The sequence below is a fragment of the Bacillus sp. FSL R5-0447 genome (assembly GCF_038606125.1).
Taxonomy (GTDB): Bacteria; Bacillota; Bacilli; order Bacillales; family Bacillaceae; genus Bacillus; species Bacillus velezensis.
Genome location: NZ_CP152012.1, coordinates 2,215,051 through 2,233,526 on the forward strand (window position 1 = coordinate 2,215,051; position 18,476 = coordinate 2,233,526).

Consider the following 18,476-nt stretch of genomic DNA (forward strand, 5'->3'; position numbering starts at 1 on the left):
TTCCTCCCGCTCGGTTTAGTGGAAGCTGAGTAAGTCGGCAATATCCTGCAATGCTTCCTCAGTCAGCTCCCGATCATCAAAGTCACTGACGGTCTTCTCCGTATCGGTTTTGCTGAGGCAGTGTTCCGACAGTTTCAGGAGATAATACCGGCAGCTTTCGGACAGCCGTTCGATCGTATCTTGCCGGAAGCGCTCCGTTTCATAGGAAATGCTGACGGTCATCCGGCCTTTTGCCGCAATCGCGCTGATTTCAAATGACTGCTCCCGTTTCCATGTATCTGTCACATCATCTCCGCCTCCCAAAGGAGAAAACTGAAACGCGTCAGGCTGTTCCGTTTCTGCCGGATTCCCGCCGGGCGCATCGAATTGTCCGAGATAATTAAAGCTGATCTCCGGTGCTTTCCCGAAAGTCATCCCGGCAAGCTCCGGCGGTGTCAAATATTTGAGGACGCCGTATCCGTTCCCTTTATCCGGAATGCGCCGCAATGTGTCTTTGACGGTTTTCAATGTGCGAATTTCATATTCTTCATGAGGTTCATAAACTCCGCTCCGGAAAAGCACCGGGTAAATGGAAGTGAACCACCCCACCGTCCTGCTGATGTCCGCACCTGCCTGCTCCGATTGGCGTCCGTGTCCTTCAAGGGCGATTTTCAACGCGTGCCGCGGCGACCACTTTTGAACGGCAAGCACGGCGGAAGCCAAAAGCACATCTTGCGTATCCGTATTGTAGGCGCTGTGCACATCTTTCAACAGGGCGTCCGTTTCACTTTCTGTCAGAGTGAAGGATACCGTGTTCCGTTTTTTTGCAGGAGTTTGAGATAAATCTGCCTGCTCGTAAGGAAGACTTTCTGTTTCATAGTGTTCAATCTCCCGCCAATACTCCGCCTGCTGAAGAAGCTGTCTGCTTTCGGCATAATCGGCCAGCTGCTCCGTATATGTTTTGAATGACATGGTTTTCGGAGGGAGTTTGATTTCCTGTCCAGAGACGGCCTGCTCATAAGCAGAAGCCAAGTCTTCCAATAAAATCCGCCATGATATCCCGTCGACAGCGAGATGATGGACCGTCAGAAACAAGTAATCTTCTGCTTCGGAGCGGAACAGCCCCGCCTGTACAAGCGGCCCGTTCTCCAAATCCATGTTTCTCTGAAGCTCTGCGACGCGGCGTTTTACAAAACGTTCCTTCTCATGCTCATCGCCTTCCGTTTCTAAAATGGTCAGGCTGTAAAGCTGCTCATCTGCGAGGTCAGCCGGTCTGTTGAAGAGGAGAAGACCTTTCTCTTCGTCTTTTTTGCAGACAAGGCGCAAGGCATCATGATGAACGGTAATGGCTTTTAACGTTTTCCTCAGGGCCTCTTCATCTATTGAATTTGTTCTCGTCAGCATGACGGACTGGTTAAAATGGTTTGCTTCCTTCATGTCTTGTGTGAAGAACCATTTGTGAACCGGCGACCACTTCACTTCTCCTTCTGCAGGAGCTTGGCTGACCGGCTGCCGCTCTGTACGGACATAAGGCGCCAGCTCTCTAATTGTCGGCCGGCTGAAAATATCTTTTACGGCGATCTGTTTTCCTGCCTGATGTAATCGGGCTGATACTTGCAGGGCTTTGATGGAATCGCCGCCCAGTTCAAAAAATGATTGATCCGCGGCAATGTTTTCAGTCCCGAGCACTTCGCTCCAAATCGCGGAAAGCTCTTTTTCCATGTCGCTTTCAGGCTCGGTAAATGCCCGTCCGGTGTGCGCTTTTTTCTGCGGCTCAGGAAGCGCGCGGCGGTCAAGCTTCCCGTTCGGTGTGACAGGCAGGGCTTCAAGTGTTTCAAAGAACGCCGGCACCATATAAGCGGGCATTTCATTTCTGAGCGCCTGCTGCACGGTTTCACTTTCTGTTCCTTCTTCTGTCACGATATAAGCGCATAGTTCCGTTTGGCCTGCTGATGCGGGCAGAGCGGTGACGGCTGCTTCTTTGACACCTTTTATGCCTGTTAAGGCGGATTCAATTTCTTTCAGTTCCACCCGGTAGCCTCTGATTTTGACTTGCTCGTCCATTCGGCCGATATATTGCAGCGTGCCGTCCGGCAGCCATTTTGCCAGGTCGCCCGTGCGGTACATGCGCCGGTTCTTCCGGAACGGGTCTTGGACAAAGGCTTGGGCCGTTTGCTTAGGAAGATTGCGGTACCCTCTTGCAAGGCCGGAACCCGAAATGCAAAGTTCTCCCGTTACGCCGATCGGCTGCGGATGATCTCCGTTTAAAATATAAACGTGTGAATGCTCAATCGGACGGCCGATCGTGATGTTCTTACTTTGTTCTATATGTCTTGCCGCTGTAGTGGCGACGCTGTTTTCCGTCGGGCCGTACTCATTGGCAAGCTCCGTGTGTGGACAAACTGATAAACTGCGGCTGATAATGTTTTGGTCGACAGCTTCTCCGGCTAATGTGACAATTCTGAGAGACTCTGCATCCCCCGGCTCCAGTACGTCAAGCAGTGTACGGTACAGTACGGGAACAATGATCATGTGAGTGATGCGGTAAGATGCAAGATAGTGTTTAATAGCAAGAATATCTCTTGCTTCGTCTTCGGCTAAAACGGCCGCTTTCGCACCGGAAATCAGCGGTGTGAACATGCTTGTTACAAACCCGTCAAATGAAAATGAAAAGAGCTGAAGAATCGTATCTTTCTCATTCAGATCATAAAATCCGCTCCGCCATTGAAGGGTTTGGCTGACGGATCGATGTTCGACCATAACCCCTTTCGGCCTGCCTGTCGTTCCCGATGTATAAATGATGTAAGCCAAATCTTCCGGTGCTGATAATGACTGGACCGGCGAAGCATCCTGTTCTTGGATATCCTCCAGTGCGAGCACTTCACCGTTAAAACGATCAGGCACTTGTTCTATCGCACCGTGTGCGGTAAGGAGAAGCGCTGTGCCGCTGTCTGAGATGATATATTGCTTGCGTTCCTCCGGATATTCAGGATCTATCGGGACGTAGGCTCCTCCGGCTTTCCACACCCCGAAGACTGCCGCTACTTGTTCCGGCGATCTTGGTATCACAATGCCGACGGCTGCATCAGGTCCGATCTGCCGTTTTTGCAGGGCTCTGGCGATTTTATTCGACCAGTCATCTAATTCTTTGTATGTGATCAATGTTTCCCCGCTGATAAGGGCCGCGGCATCAGGTGTTTTTCGCGCCTGGGTGATGAACAGTTCATGAACTGTTTTTTCAGGCAGCTGTTGATCCGTCATGCCGTTAAAGTACGAAAGAATCCGGTTCCGTTCCGGAGCAGTCAGCATGCTGATCGCTTGTAAAGAAGTTTCCGGTTCACGGACAATGTGTTCAAGCATCGTCATAAAGTGGGAAGCCCAGCGCTGCATCGTTTCTTTCCGGAATAAAGACGCCGCATATTCAAACAGAAAATGAATCTGTCCCCCGCCTTCAGAAGCCTGCAAAGTGACATCAAATTTGGAAACCGGACGGGACACGTCCGCATTCTGAATATGCAAACCGTCCAACAGCAGTTCCTCATGCTCTATATTCTGGACGACAAGCATGGCGTCAAACAGCGGATTGCGGCTTGTGTCCCGCTGCACCCCGAGCCGTTCCACCAGCTCTTCAAACGGGTAGTCCTGATGCTCATACGCTTCAAGCGCTGCCTGGCGGACTTCCGTCAAGTAATCGGTGAACCGTTTGTCTCCTTTCGGCTCCGTTCTGATGGCCAGCGTGTTGACGAACATGCCGAGAATCGGTTCAAGGTCTTTGTGCGGGCGCCCGGCAATCGGCGAGCCGACGATGATGTCTTCCTGCCCGCTCAATCTCGCGAGTAATGTATTGTACGCGGCGAGAAGCACCATATACAAAGTGGAGCCGTGATCCCGGGCGATGCGGTGAAGGCCGGATGCCGTTTCAGCGTCAAGCGTGCACGATACGCTGCCGCCCGCAAAGCTTCTGACAGCCGGACGGGGCTTGTCAGCCGGAAGCTCAAGCACCGGAAGTTCTCCTTCAAGCCGCTTCAGCCAATACGCTTCCTGTTTCTGGTACCCTTCTTTCTCCTGAAACGACCGCTGCCAGACGGCATAGTCTTTATATTGAAGGCGCATCGGCGCAAGCGAACGGCCTGCGTACAGCTCGCCGAATTCTTTTATCAAGGTGTTGACGGACACACCGTCAGAAATAATATGATGCATATCCGTTAATAATAGATGGCGTTCGTCTGATTCTTTCACGAGAGCCGCACGGAAGAGCGGCGCTTCCTCCAGACAAAACGGCCGGACGAATGCGTCAGCTGACTCGGCCTCATCCAGCTGAAACGGTACGCTGTCATGGATGCGCTGCACCGGTTCGCCGTCAGGCCCCGTTTCAAAGGACGTTCTAAGCGACTCATGCCGCTCCACAAGCTGCCGGAACGTCTCCTCCAGCCGGCCGCGGTCAAGCGGGCCCGTCAGTTCCAGCACAGCCGGCATATTGTAGCCGACACCGCCGTCTTCAAGCTGTTGGAGCACATACATCCGTTTCTGCGCCGAAGACACCGGGTAGGTGTCCTGTGTTTGCGCAGGCTGAATCGCTTCATACGGGCTCTCTTCCAAGTCCTGAATAACCGAAGCGAGCTCTTCCACCGTCGGCCGGGCGAAGATGTCCTGTAACGGCACCTGAACACCGAACTCTTTGGCGATGCGGGAGACGAGAGCCGTCGCTTTTAACGAATGGCCGCCCCGCTCAAAAAAGTGATCCCGGATGCCGACGGGGCCGTTTTTCAGCACCTCTTCCCAAAGGGCGCAAAGCTTCATTTCCGTGACGTTCCGCGGGGCGGTGTACGCCTGTCTGTCTGCCGCTCCGCCGGGAGCCGGAAGCGCGCGGCGGTCAAGCTTTCCGCTCGGCGTGACCGGCCATTCGCTCATCTCTATAAACTGAGCCGGCATCATGTAGGCCGGAAGGCGTGTCGCAAGCTCCGCCCGCACGTCATCGCTTTCCCGTCCTTCGATATAGGCGTAAAGCGCGGTTTCGCCGTGTTCGGTCCGGGCGGTGACTGCCGCCTCACGAATACCGTCGATGCGCCGGATCGCCGCTTCGATCTCTCCCGGTTCAATCCGGTAGCCGCGGACTTTCACCTGTCCGTCTGAACGTCCGAGCCATTCGACTAGGCCCTCTTCTGTCCAGCATGCGATATCGCCCGTCTGATACATGCGCTCTCCCGGATAAAACGGATCATCGAGAAAACGCTCCTCCGTCAGCTCAGGCCGGTTCAGATAGCCCCGGGCCACCCCTGTCCCCGCGATGTACAGCTCTCCGATACAGCCCGGCGGCAGAAGCTGTTTCTTTTGATTTAAAATATACAGCCGCATGTTATGCCCGGAAATGCCGATCGGAACATTGTGAAATTCTTTTCCTTGCGGCAAATCAAAGTACGCCGCTTCTACTGTCGCTTCCGTCGGACCGTAGGAATTTGTCAATTCCGTTCCCGCAAGAAGGTCATAAAAACGGGAAACCAGGTGCGGGCCCAATTGTTCGCCGCCGGCAAAAACCCTTTTTAAGCAGGTTTTTTTGATCGGCTGTTTTCTGGAATTTATATATTCCAAGAAAGCATGAAGCATGGATGGCACAAAATGAGCCGCCGTTATGCGGTTATTCTCCAATGCGTTCAGTATCATTTCAGGGTCTTTCTCGCCGCCTTGCGGAAGGAGGAAAACAGAAGCTCCCGCGATCGGCCACCAAAACAGCTCCCAAATCGAAGCGTCGAAAGAGTATGATGTTTTATGCAAAATGATGTCAGAATCACTTAATCCATAACGCGTTTGCAGCGAGTATAAAAAGTTTACGGCTGACCGATGTTCAACCTGCACGCCTTTTGGGCGTCCCGTAGAACCGGATGTATAGATGATATAAGCCAATGAATCAGGTTTTACCGGAACGTTAGGGTTGGCCGCAGCTTCAGGGTTTCCTGTTTGTCCGCTTTTCAGAGAGATCGTTTCTCCCTCAAAAAGATCTGGTGCGAAAAGTTCTGGTTCTGCCAGTAAGAATTTCACGCCGCTGTCTTTCAGTAAAAAGCGAATCCGCTCTTCCGGGTAATCCGGATCAATCGGCAGATATGCACCGCCTGCCTTTAAGACAGCGTAAATGCCGATCATCATGTCAGGAGAACGCCGGCCCATAATGGCGGTTTTATCCTCCAGCCTTATCCCGCGCTTGATCAGCTGATGCGCAAGCTCGTTTGCCCTTTCGTTCAGTTCCTGATACGTAATCGAAATGTCATCAGTTAAAATTGCCGGACGGTCCGGCGTTTTTTCCGCCTGCTGTTCCAGCAGATCATGAAGAGACTGATGAAGCGGAAACGCTGTTTTCTGCAAGGGGCTGAAATCTTGAAGCAGAGACGCTTCTTCTTTTTCTGTCAAAACAGAAATATCGTCTAATTCCAAGCCCGGATCAGCCGCGGCGTTTTCGGCAAGTGTCGTAAAAAATGCGGCCCATTTTTGAATCGTTTTTCTCTTAAACAAATCGGTGCTGTATTCAAACTGGCAGTATAATTCACCGGCGTTTTCAGAGATGTACAGCGATAAGTCAAATTTAGAAATCGGCAGGCTGACGTCTGCCGGCTGCAGTTCCAGTCCGGCTGCCCTAAGCTTCTGCTGTTCCATATTTTGCAGCGCAAATGTTGTGTCAAACAGCGGATTTCGGGACATGTCCCGCGGCACACCGAGCTTATCGACGAGCTCTTCTAACGGGTAATCCTGATGTTCGTAAGCCTCAAGCGCTGTTTGGCGAATTTCCTTTAAATATTCTTTGAATGTCATGCTTCCGTCGGGACGCGTCCTGAAAGCAAGCGTATTGACAAACATGCCCAGAACGGCGTCAAGGTCGGCATGAGGCCTTCCTGCAATCGGAGACCCGACAATCATATCTTCCTGTCCGCTTAAACGGGCTAACAGAACCGTGTACACACCAAGCAGCGTCATATACAGTGTGCATTTGTTTTCTTTCGCCAGCTTTTTCAACTGTGCTGTATGTTTTTCATTGATGACAAATGACACCCGGTCACCGGAAAAGCTCCGCACCGGGGGACGCGGCTTATCAGCCGGCAATTCAAGCACGGGAATCTCACCGGCAAGCCGGTTCAGCCAGTACTCCTCTTGTTTCCGATATGCGGCGCCCGCCATAAATGATTGCTGCCAGACGGCATAATCTTTGTATTGAATCCGTAACGGCGGCAGACTTCTCTCAGCATACAGCTCACTGAATTCACGTATCAAAAGATTGACGGATACGCCGTCTGAAATAATATGATGCATGTCAGCTAAAAGCAGATGCCGGTCTTTTTCTATTTGGACAAATCCCGCCCGGAAAAGGGGCGCTTTGCCGAGATCGAACGGCCGGATAAACGCTTCGGCTGATTGTTCTTTTGTAAATGCAAACGGCACGTCGTCATGAATCCTCTGCACGGGCAGGCCGTTTTTTTCTTCAAAGGATGTTCTGAGCGGTTCGTGCCGCCGGATCAGTTCCTTGAACACGGCTTCCATCCTGTCTCGGTCAAACGGCCCCTTCCCCTCTAAAACGGCTGGAATGTTATAGCTGACACCGCCATTTTCAAGCTGGTGAAGGACGTACATCCGTTTTTGGGCGGATGAGACAGGATATGTTTCTTTCATTTCTGTCTTTTCTATGGATGCGAACGGGTTCTCTTCTGCTTCACTGATGATTTTGGCAAGTTCTTCTACAGTCGGATGGCTGAAGACATCGCTCAGCGGGATTTGCACACTGCACTCTTTAGCTATTTTTGCAACGAGTGCCGTCGCCTTTAATGAATGGCCGCCAAGCTCGAAAAAGTGATCGTGAACGCCGATCGGGCCGCTTTGAAGCACTTCTTCCCATATGCGGGTAAGCTTCAGCTCCGTCACATTCCGGGGAGCTGTATATTGACGGCCCGCTGCGTACGCCGAAGCTTCCGGAAGGGCCCGCTGATCGACTTTTCCGTTCGCAGTGAGCGGAATCGAGTCAACAAAAGCCCATTTGACCGGAATCATATAATCAGGCAGCTCTTTCGCCAAATCACTTCGCAGCTTAGAAGGATCAGTCGCTTGTGAGACGCTGCAGTAGGCGCATAATTCATTTTCGCCCGACTCATTCGTTTGAATCAGAACAGCAGCTTCTTTCACGGCATGATGATTTGCCAGGACGGTTTCAATTTCCTTCGGTTCAATCCGGTACCCTCTGATCTTCACTTGATCATCTGTCCGGCCGATGTATTCAATTTGGCCGTCCGCACGCAGTCTTGCCAAATCTCCGGTCCGGTACATGACGGCGTCCGTTCTGAACGGATCCGGCAAAAATTTCTCTTCGGTCAGCGCCGGATTGTTCACATAGCCTCTTCCTGTATTCGCCCCGGAAATATACAATTCTCCCGCAATTCCGAGAGGCTGAAGCTGCCTATTTTTGCTGAAAATATACATCTTGTTATGATGGATCGGTTTCCCGATCGGCGGATGTTCAGGTATGTCATCTCCCGCAGAAATCGTATACGTTGAAACCACATGAGTTTCTGACGGGCCGTAATGATTATGCAGGTGCATACCGTGTAAACGGAGCGTCTGCCTGAACAAACGCGAAACGGTCAGCTGCTCCCCGGCTGTAATGACATGCTTCACACAGCGGGGAAAAGACTGTGCATAACCTTCTTCATTGAAAAGCATTTTGACAAACGCAGTCGGGAAAAACACAACTTCCGTGTTGTGCTGATCAATAAACGAAAACAGCTGAGAAACGTCTCGTTTGATTGATTCGGGCACGATACAAAGGGTGCCGCCGCTCAAGAGTACTGAAAATAACTCCTGATAGCAGACGTCAAACGCCACAGATGCGTACTGCAGCACATTTGTGCAAAAATCAATGTCTGTGTTCGTCAATTGGTGAGAAAGCAGGTTGGCCATATTTTTATGTTCGAGCAGCACACCCTTCGGTTTCCCTGTCGTTCCTGATGTATAAATCATATAAAGAAGGTCATCGGCCGTATTAATGGATTGCACATTGCTTCCGTCCGCTTCCGTCCCGGCGTCTTCTATGTATGTAACCTGCAGCGTTTGTTCCGCGGGCACTGACTGATGCCGCTCTGTTACAACATGGACGCAGCCGCTGTTTTCAATGACATATCGAATACGCTCCTTTGGACTGCCCGGATCTATCGGGACAAAGGCGCCGCCCGCTTTTAAAATACCGAGAACGGCCGCCGCTAAAGAAGGGGAACGGCCGAGCATGACGCCTACCGGTTCCTCCCGCTTTAATCCGCGCTTTTGCAGCAGGCGGGCCAGCTTATTAGCCGATTCGTTCAGCTCTTTGTACGTTACTGACTCGCCTTCATACCGAATCGCGATTTGATCCGGCGTTTTTGCGGCCTGCCGTTCAAACATCGCATGAACCGTGTCATATTCAGGCTTTTCGGTCTCTTCAGAAATCGGCGCAAGCAGCTGCGCTTTTTCCCCTGGAGTGATGATTGCAAGCTTGTCCGGCGTGATGTCCGGTTTGTCGAGAACTTGGGAGACGATATGTGCCAAATGGCCTTTGATATTTTCAATAAATTGGCGGTCATACACGCTTGAATCGTATCTCATTTTCAAATGAATCTCGTCACCCGGCGCCACCATCAGGTAAAAACTGTAGTTGGTTTCGTCTTCCATGCTGAAATCATGGATGTGAAAAAGGTCTTTCGTGTCCCCCTTGCTGTTCAGCACATCAAGCTCCTGTTCAACCGGATAATTCTCAAAGACAAGAATATGATCAATTAAGCCTTGTTTTACCTGTGAATTCGCCTGTATGTCATAAAGCGGATGATAGCTGTATGCCTGTCCTTTCAAAGCGTCCTTTTGCACGTTTTTGATCAGCTTTTGAAACGGGATGTTTGCCCCGCTGATCCGGACAGGCACGGTATTAATAAACAGGCCGATCATTCGCTCGATGCCTTCGATTTCAGACGGCCTTCCGGAAATGACAGAACCAAAAACCGCATCTTCTGTCTGGTTATACGCCTGGAGCAAAATGCCCCAGAGCGTGTGGAAAATGGTGCTCAGCGTGACCTCTTCTTTTACGGCCAGCTCTTTCAGTTTAGCCGTGTCCTCTTTTGAAAAGGAAAACGTCACTTCCTCTTGTCTGCTTTCGCCGGCTTTTTTCTGCTTCGGCAGTACAGTCTGCTGCTCAAAGCCTTCAAGGTACCGCTCCCAGTACGAAGCGGCTTTTTCTTTATCTTGCTCCATCAGCCACTTGATGTAGGTCCCGTACGGCACAGCGGGCTCAAGCGTTAACGGTGTCCGGCGGAGCCGCGAGGCGTATATCTGGAAGAACTCTTTCAGCACGATTCCGAGACACCAGCCATCCATAATGATGTGATGGAAACTCCATATGCACGTATATTCACATTCACCGGTTTGAAGCAGCGTCACCCGCATCAGCATGTCTTTTTGCAGATGAAACCCTTTCTTACGGTCTCTTCGTTTGGCTTCTTCAATATGCTTGATTTGATCAGCCTTGTTTAAATTGGTGAGATTTTTCTCAATGATGCTGACGTTCCGCTCTTTTAATACGACCTGCTGCGGCACTGACACGTTCTGGCTGATAAAGATCGTTCTGAAAATATCATGTCTTTCGAAAAGGGCATGAACGCTCTCTTCAAACACGCGGGTGTCAACCTTCCCCGTTATTGAAAAGGAGGCCTGCTCGGCGTAAGCCTGTGATTCCTTTTGCAGGAGGGAATGAAAAAGCATTCCTTCCTGCATATAAGACAGCGGATAAATATCCTGAATTGCATTCTTTTTTGTCATGTTATAATCTCCCCGTCGCCTTTTTCTACAGTTCCTCGACAAAACTCGCTATGCTGTCCAAATCATCAGATGTTAACGTTTTGCTGCTAAAATCACTAACGGTTTTTTCTGCTTCCTCTTTGCCGGTGCAGTGCGCCATAATATCACGCAAATATTGCTGTAAAGTTTGCAGCAGCTGTTCCATCGTTTCTTTGCGGAAGCGGCTCGGCGGATAGCTCAAACTGAAGTGAAGTTTGTTTTGTGCGGCCATCGCGCTCATTTCCACCGCTTGTTCCCGCTGCCATGTCGGCGTGATGTCGTGCCCGCTTGCAAGACCGGACAGACTGAACGTGTGCTGATCTTCTGTATCATTGAATTGCCCTAAATAGTTAAAGCTGATTTCAGGCGCTTGTCTGAAGCGGATTGTTTTTTGTTCAGGCGGTGTCATGTATTTTAAAATGCCGTAGCCTATTCCTTTATCCGGTATTCTTCCGAGTGTGTCTTTGACCGTTTTTACCGCCGTTCCAAGCTCAGCGCCTGCTGTGTTCAAGTCAATGAGCACCGGATACATGGAGGTAAACCAGCCTACGGTGCGGCTGATGTCGAGCTCCGGCATGATGTGCTCTCTCCCGTGCCCTTCCATCGCGATGCGCAGTCTGCCGCCCCCTGTCCAGTCCCGTAAAGCCAAAGCTGCGGCAGTCAGAAGAATATCTTGCGTATCGGTATGGTAGGCCCGGTTGACCTGCTGAAGCAAAACGGACGTTTCTTCTTCTGTAAGCGTAAAGCTTACCGTTTGCCGAATGCTGTCGGCTCCCGTCTGATGCTGCGGTTTTTCATAAGGAAGTTCGGCGGCTGTTTCTTCTTCAATAAAACGCCAATATTCCTCTTCACGCATCAGCTTGCTGCTTTTTGCGTATTCTGAAAGCCTTTCAGCGTATTGCTTAAACGAATCGGTCTTTGGCGGAAGCTGGACCGGCTGACCTTTTACGGCTTGAGTGTAAGCGGCAGATAAATCCTCCAGCAAAATACGCCATGACACTCCGTCAACTGCCAGGTGATGTACGGTGATGAATAAATAATCCCCGGACCGGGTTTTGAACCAGCCGGCTTTTAATAACGGCCCTTTTTCAATATCCATCCGCTGTTGGAGCGCAGCCACTTCAGTTTCTATTTCTCTTTCCCAAGTATCTGTCTCAGACAGATCCCAAATGTCCAAGGTGTACAGTTCATCTTTTTGAATACCGTGATTGATTTGTCTGAAACTTTCGTTTTCTGCACTGACGGTGATCCGGAGTGCATCATGATGAATGACAAGATGCTCTAAGGCTTCTTTGAGCGGCTGTTTATGCAATGCGTCAGAGCTGAACATCATGACGGACTGATTGAAATGATTTCTGTTTTCCATCCGCTGTGATAAAAACCAGTGCTGGACGGGTGTCCAAGGTATGTCTCCTTCCACCGGCCGCTGATCGATGACTCTTTCCGCTTTCCGGATAAGCGGCGCGAGCTCCTTAATGGACGGATGCCGGAATAAGTCGCTTGCCGTCATTTTCCACCCATAGCGTCCGAGCCGTGCGGAAACTTGCAGCGCTTTGATTGAATCGCCGCCCAACTCAAAAAATGAGTCCTCAATCCCGACTTGTTTTGTGCCGAGCACTTCCTGCCAGATCACGGAAAGCTGTTCTTCAAGCTCATTGCGGGGAGCTGTGTACGCGGTTTGAAGCGCGAGCTCCGGTTCGGGCAGATTTTTCCGATCCAATTTACCGTTCGGCGTAAGCGGCAGCTTCTCAAGTTCCATTATATAGGCCGGAACCATGTAATTCGGCAGTTGCTTAGACAGTGAAGAACGCACTTTTTCTGTATCCATGTCCGCCTGCAGACTCATATATGCGATCAGTTCTTTATTGCCGGACTGCCCGGTTCTGACTGACACGGCGGCTTCTTTCACGCCGTCCAGGCTCCTCAGTGCGGCTTCAATCTCTCCCAGCTCGACCCGATAACCGCGGATCTTCACTTGATCATCCATCCGCCCGGCATATTCGATCGTTCCGTCCGGCAGCCAGCGGGCTAAATCTCCGGTGCGGTACATCCGTTCTCCGGGAACAAAAGGATTAGGGACAAATTTTTCTTCCGTCAGCTCAGGGCGGCCGAAATATCCTCTTGCCACACCATCTCCGCCCGTGCATAATTCGCCGATGACGCCGATCGGCTGCGGTGTTCCCCTGCTGTTTATGATATAAGCAGTTGAATTTCCGACAGGGCGGCCGATCGGGATTGAATGATCGTATGATTGTTCAATCAAAAAGCAAGTCGAGAACGTCGTGTTTTCAGTCGGTCCGTATCCATTCCATATTGAAAGATGCGGCAGCGTTTTCCGAACCCGGTTTACATGACTTGGGGACAGTGCTTCCCCGCCAATAATCAATCGGGATAATCCGGAAAACACGTGTTCATTTTGTTCTGATAGATGATTGAACAAAGACGATGTCAGCCACAGTGTCGTAATGCCGTTTTGCTGTATAAATGTTTCCAGAACATCAGAGTCGAGATAGGTTTCCTGGTCACTTACATATAAAGAAGCGCCGTTTAAAAGCGGACCGAATATTTCAAATGTCGTAACGTCAAATCCTAATGATGAAGTAAACAACAGTCTGTCTTCCGGCGTAAAATCGATATAATTGCTGTTTTTCACAAGGCGGATCACGCTTCGCTGTTCAATCATGACGCCTTTTGGCGCACCTGTTGACCCGGACGTATAAATCATGTAGGCCAATGATTCAGGTCCGCCGAGCGGTTCGGGATTTTCCGAACTCAAGCCGGCCTTTGTTTGAATATCCTCTATGAATAAACGTTTTCCTGAAAGCGGCAGACCGTCAAGTTTATCAGATTGGAGAAGAATATCAGCTTTACAGTCTTTAAGCATCCATTCAGCCCGTTCCCGCGGCACATCGTCACCAATAGGCAAGTAGGCGCCTCCCGCTTTTAATATTCCGAGGATTCCGGAAGCAAGCTCTGTTGTGCGGCCGGTTAATAATGCGACAACGCTTTCCGGACCGACGCCATTTGATCGGAGAGCCGCCGCTATTCTGTTAGCCCGTTTGTTCAGCTCACGGTATGTCAAGATTTGTCCATCATATACAACTGCCCGGGCATCGGGGGTTTCTTTTGCCTGACGCTCAAATAAACGGCTGATGGTTTCGTGTCTTGGGTAATCGCTTTTCGTCTGATTAAACTGATAAATGACGCGATTTGTTTCAGCATCATCCAGTACGTGAATGTCACCAAGCGATATCGCTTGGTTTTCAATTACTTTTGTAAGAATACGGGTAAAATAAGAAAGCCATTTTTCAATTGTCTGTTTTTGATAGATATCTGTATTGAATTCAAAATCAAAGCTGATGGAACCGTCAGACCCTTCTGACGCGTAAAGCGTGGCATCAAACTTTGCGGTTTTATGACTTGTATCCGCAGCTTGAGCCAAATGCAGTTTATTTAACACCAGGGATTCACGCTCCATATTTTGGAGCACAAACATCACATCAAACAGCGGATTTCGGCTTGTGTCCCGCTGCACGCCGAGCCGCTCCACAAGCTCTTCAAACGGGTAGTCCTGATGCTCATACGCTTCAAGCGCGGCCTGGCGGACTTCCGCCAAGTAATCGGTAAACCGTTTGTCTCCTTTCGGCTCCGTTCTGATGGCCAGCGTGTTGACGAACATGCCGAGAATCGGTTCAAGGTCTTTGTGCGGACGCCCGGCAATCGGCGAGCCGACGATGATGTCTTCCTGCCCGCTCAATCTCGCGAGCAGCGTATTGTACGCGGCGAGAAGCACCATATACAAAGTGGAGCCGTGATCCCGGGCAATGCGGTGAAGGCCGGATGCCGTTTCAGCGTCAAGCGTGCACGATACGCTGCCGCCCGCAAAGCTTCTGACAGCCGGACGGGGCTTGTCAGCCGGAAGCTCAAGCACCGGAAGCTCTCCTTCAAGCCGCTTCAGCCAATAGGCTTCCTGCTTCTGATATCCTTCTTTCTCCTGAAACGATCGCTGCCAGACGGCATAGTCTTTATATTGAAGGCGCATCGGCGCAAGCGAACGGCCTGCGTACAGCTCGCCGAATTCTTTAATCAAGGTGTTGACGGACACACCGTCAGAAATAATATGATGCATATCCGTTAATAAAAGATGACGTTCGTCCGATTCTTTCACGAGAGCCGCACGGAAGAGCGGCGCTTCCTCCAGACCAAACGGCCGGACGAATGCGTCAGCTGACTCGGCCTCATCCAGCTGAAACGGTACGCTGTCATGGATGCGCTGCACCGGTTCGCCGTCAGGCCCCGTTTCAAAGGACGTTCTGAGCGACTCGTGCCGCTCCACAAGCTGCCGGAACGTCTCCTCCAGCCGGACACGGTCAAGCCGGCCCGTCAGTTCCAGCACAGCCGGCATGTTGTAGCCGACACCGCCGTCTTCAAGCTGCTGGAGCACATACATCCGCTTCTGCGCCGAAGACACCGGATAGGTGTCCTGTTTTTTCGCAGGCTGAATCGCTTCATACGGGCTCTCTTCCAAATCCTGAATGACCGAAGCGAGCTCTTCCACCGTCGGCCGGGCGAAGATGTCCTGTAACGGCACCTGAACACCGAACTCTTTGGCGATGCGGGAGACGAGAGCCGTCGCTTTTAACGAATGGCCGCCCCGCTCAAAAAAGTGATCCCGGATGCCGACGGGGCCGTTTTTCAGCACCTCTTCCCAAAGGGCGCAAAGCTTCATTTCCGTGACGTTCCGCGGGGCGGTGTACGCCTGTCTGTCTGCCGCTCCGCCGGGAGCCGGCAGCGCGCGGCGGTCAAGTTTTCCGCTCGGCGTGACCGGCCATTCGCTCATCTCTATAAACTGAGCCGGCATCATGTAGGCCGGAAGGCGTGTCGCAAGCTCCGCCCGCACATCATCACTTTCCCGTCCTTCGATATAGGCGTAAAGCGCGGTTTCACCGTGTTCGGTCCGGGCGGTGACCGCCGCCTCACGAATGCCGTCGATGCGCCGGATCGCCGCTTCGATTTCTCCCGGTTCAATCCGGTAGCCGCGGACTTTCACCTGTCCGTCTGAACGTCCGAGCCATTCGACTAGGCCGTCTTCTGTCCAGCGTGCGATATCGCCCGTCTGATACATGCGTTCTCCCGGGTAAAACGGATCATTGAGAAAGCGCTCCTCCGTCAGCTCAGGCCGGTTCAGATAGCCCCGGGCCACCCCTGTCCCCGCGATGTACAGCTCTCCTGCCACGCCCGCAGGCTGGATGGTTCCTCCGCTATCTAATACATACAGACGGGCACCCGGAACGGGTTTACCAATCGGAAGCCGCGTCCGTCCGCTGTCCCGTTTTCGGTCACAGACGTAAAACGCCGCATCCACCGTCGCTTCCGTCGGCCCGTAGCCGTGAATGAGCACGGTCTCCGGCAGAAGATCGGCAAACCGGGCAGCCGTAAGCGGTGAAAGAGCTTCGCCTCCGGCAAACACGCGTGTCAAGGTTCTGCCGAGGCGTGTTCTTGTTTCCGCAGGCTCTGTTTCCAGCGCGTCTAAAAAGCTGTTGACCATCGCCGGAATAAAATGCGCGGTCGTCACCTTTTCTGAGGCAAACGCTTCAATCATCCGCACAGGATCTTTCTCCCAGCCGGCCGGAAGCAGATACACGGAGGCGCCTGACATCGTCCACCAAAACAATTGCCAGATGGAAGCGTCGAAAGAAAAGGATGATTTCAGCACGATAATATCCTCTTCCGTCAACGGGAACTGCCCTTGCATCCCTGATAAAAAGGCGGCGGCCTGACGGTGTTCAACAGCCACTCCCTTCGGTGTTCCCGTCGAACCGGACGTATAAATGATATAAGCGAGCGAATCGCTATCCGCTTCTTCAGAGACAGCCCCTGTCTCCGTCTCGCCTGTCAGAGCAGAAAGAGACACTTCTAGCGTCTCGCCGGAAAAACCGGAAACGGATAATCCCGGCTGTGCAAGCAGGAGACAAGCGCCGCAGTCATCGAGCATATAGCGCAGCCTGTCCTCAGGATACTCCGGGTCAAGCGGCACGTAGGCGCCGCCCGCTTTTAACACGGCAAGCACTGAAACCACCATCTCCGGCGAGCGTTCAGCGAGCACACCGACCATGCTTTCTTTGCGGACGCCTTTTTGGCGGAGCTGAACGGCGAGCCTGTCTGTGTATTGATCGAGCTCGGCGTACGTCAGCATGCCGCCCGGAAAACGGAGCGCCGGACGATGCGGCGAAAGTGCGGCACGGCGGGCAAACAGCCCGTGAAGCGTCGGAGCCGGCGGTTCAACCGTTTCTGTACGGTTAAACGCATCAAGCATATTTCTGGCTTCACACGCATCCAGCAATGCGATCTCGGAGGCGCTCATTTCAGGGTCGGAAATGACTGACTTCATCATATGCCGTAAAAATGTTTCAATATTCTTCATAAAAACACGATCGTATATACCGGTATCAAAGTTTAAGCGGATATAAAGAGAATTTCCCGGAATCACCTTTATGCTGCATCCGTAGTTTGTGACTTCCTCCATCGAGAAATCTTCTACCGCAAAATCAAATGAACCGGCCTGACTCACATTTTCAATTTCACGCTGGGCCGGCACATTTTCAAACACGATAATGTGGTCAAACAGCGCTTGCTTCAGAGGGCTTTGCGCCTGAATGTCATACAGCGGATAATAGCTGTACGCTTCTGCTTGCAGCGTCTCCTGCTGCAAATGCCTGACGAGTTCCAGAAAAGAAAATGAACCGCTTTTCACCCGCACGGGAATCGTATTAATAAACAGCCCCACCATTTTTTCCACGCCTGCGAGATCCGACGGCCGGCCGGAAACGACAGAACCGAAAACGGCGTCATCACAGCGGCTGACACGCTGCAGCAAAATGCCCCACAGTGCCTGGAACACTGTATTCAGCGTTGCTCCCGCCCTTGCCGCAATGTTCTTCAGCTCATTTGTCTGCTCTTCAGAAATAGTGAAAACCGCCTGCTCAAGTTCGCCATTTGGTTCCGCGGATTTTTTCGGAAGAGACGCCGGTTGCTCAAGATCGGCAAGTCTCGTTTTCCAAAAAATCTCGGCTTCTTTACGATCCTGCTTCATGAGCCATTTAATATACTTACCATATGGCTGAACAGGCTCGAGAGACGGGAGCCGCCCGTCTCCGAGAGATTGATAGATCATCAGAAATTCCTTCATGACAATCCCGAAGCACCAGCCGTCCATGACGATATGATGATGGCTCCAGATACAAACATAGCGTTCAGGCGCTTTTTTCAAAATGGAGACTCTCATGAGAGGGTCTGATTGCAAATCAAAGCCTTTATCTTTATCTTCTTTTCTGAACCGGTCGGCATATTTGTCTTGCGCCTTCTCGTCCAAATGAGAAATATCATGAAACTGAACGCGGCTCGGCCTGTTTTTCAATACGACTTGGCGGGGCTTCGCCACATTCTTATGAATAAATGTCGTACGGAAAATATCGTATCGTTCAAAAACAGCATCTATACTTTTTTGGAATCGTTCCCGGTCAAGCTGTCCGTTGATCGTAAACACCGCTTGTTCGAAGTAGGCTCTTGAGTCATGATCCAACAGAGAATGAAAAAGCATGCCCTCCTGCATAAAAGATAAAGGATATATATCTTGTATTTCCGGTTGCTGCCCCATTGCGCCACTC

2 protein-coding genes are annotated in these 18,476 nt (G+C 51.4%); both read right to left on the reverse strand.

From position 1 onward, the window contains the following. Positions 1 to 15: 15 nt before the first annotated feature. Positions 16 to 10,791, reverse strand: coding sequence for a non-ribosomal peptide synthetase (locus tag NYE68_RS11065; protein WP_324635778.1), 10,776 nt, complete (start codon positions 10,789 to 10,791; stop codon positions 16 to 18). Positions 10,792 to 10,816: 25 nt separating this feature from the next. After that, complete coding sequence (locus tag NYE68_RS11070; protein WP_342493916.1) at positions 10,817 to 18,466, reverse strand: amino acid adenylation domain-containing protein; 7,650 nt, start codon at positions 18,464 to 18,466, stop codon at positions 10,817 to 10,819. Between the last annotated feature and the right edge of the window lie 10 nt (positions 18,467 to 18,476).